The 1,380-nt window shown below is 63.5% G+C and carries 1 protein-coding gene; it reads right to left on the bottom strand.

Features of this window, described 5'->3' with window-relative positions; all coding sequences use genetic code 11:
* A partial coding sequence (locus tag Q9Q40_15585) for a hypothetical protein (protein ID MDQ7008643.1) occupies nt 1-1,201 on the bottom strand: 1,201 nt, incomplete at its 3' end.
* Nucleotides 1,202-1,380: the final 179 nt, after the last annotated feature.

The following is a 1,380-nucleotide window of genomic DNA, read 5'->3' as shown; positions in this document are numbered from 1 at the left end:
CGCCCGGATCTCCGGAGTCCGTACGATCGACGGAGCAGCTTCTCCATTGTCCCTGGTCATCCTGCCAGAAGACGATCCCGAGGACGCGCGGTTCTGGAGGTACGCCCTCGTCATTCACCTCGATCCTCAGCCACACCGGTCTGCTCAGGCCAGCATGGGCGGGATCCGGATCCTCGATCTCCAGAGGCGGTTCCTCGTGAGTCGTCGGGTCCTCGCAGATCACTCCTTCGGTCTGGGGCCAGGGCAGACCGGTCGCCTCGTCGCAGCCGGCGTAGGCGTACTCATCGGGAAGCCGGAAAGCGATCAGGGAGGCGTGCTGACAATGACGGACCCCCTTGACTAACTTGACTCCGTAAGAGGGCGCCTCTCCCGTGGCCTGGTCGACCTCTCCGATCCTGGCCTGGATCTGGAGATTGTATGGGATCTGTTCATTGCCGGCGTCGAGGTCGACCCTGACGACCGCCTCGTGGAAGGTGTGCGGGTGGGTCTCTTCCCGCATCATGTAGGTGATGTCGGTCGAGGGAGCCACCAACGCGGTCGTACCATCTTCGGCAATGCGGATATCATGCGCATTGCCGGACATGATCGGAACGGCCTTCCAGACCGCTTCGGGACCCAGGCCGTCTCCCGGGGGTGTTCCCTCCTGGGAGTCGGTCTCCGGGCGGTCGAAATCGTCTTGTACCTTCAGGTGAATACCAGCGGGCACCGCGGGATCCGCGTTGGGATCATCGAAGTCATCTGTCGGGTAGGGATCGCTTCGTCCCGACCAGCACAGCTTGTATCCGTTGGCGTCTTCGAAGGTGACGCTGAAGCGAATGTCCGCGTTCTCCACGAGTCCCGGGGCTCCGAAGGTCACCTGGCTGCCGGGAGCCCATCCGTCCGCAGGCTTGTCCTGCACCGAGCGGTAGGTCCAGAGGGTCTCGAGAAAACCACTTTCGTTCAACCACTCGGCCTTCCACCACACGGCATGGGCATTGCCATAGCCGGATGGGACTGTAGCGGTGAGCGTCATTCCCTGGGCCGTCGCGGACTGATCGACATACATCGGGGGCGAGCTTGGGGCCGGGCAGGGAAGAGGATCACCGCCTCCCGGGGGCTCGAGCCCACAAATCTGGACGTACAGGGGGTCCCCCTCGGCTTCGGGCGCGGTCAGGGGCTCATCGGTCGGGCACTGGGCGATGACGTTCGGCACGAGCAGCACCGTCCAGCTACCCAGAGCAGCGGGAACCAGAAGATAACTCAACAGGGGGGGCGGTAATGCGACGGTCTGTTTCTCATCAGGTAATCCTCCATGAACTCGGCCTGGTGGGGATGGGCCGAGAAGATCCACCGATCGGGGGGCGAATGGGGAGGCTCTCGCGGCCGGACTTGGATTGCTGA

Source organism: Acidobacteriota bacterium (assembly GCA_030949985.1).
In the GTDB taxonomy this organism is placed as follows: domain Bacteria; phylum Acidobacteriota; class Polarisedimenticolia; order J045; family J045; genus JALTMS01.
The sequence above is the reverse complement of the archived record's forward strand: the minus strand, read 5'-3'. Positions and strand labels throughout refer to the sequence as shown.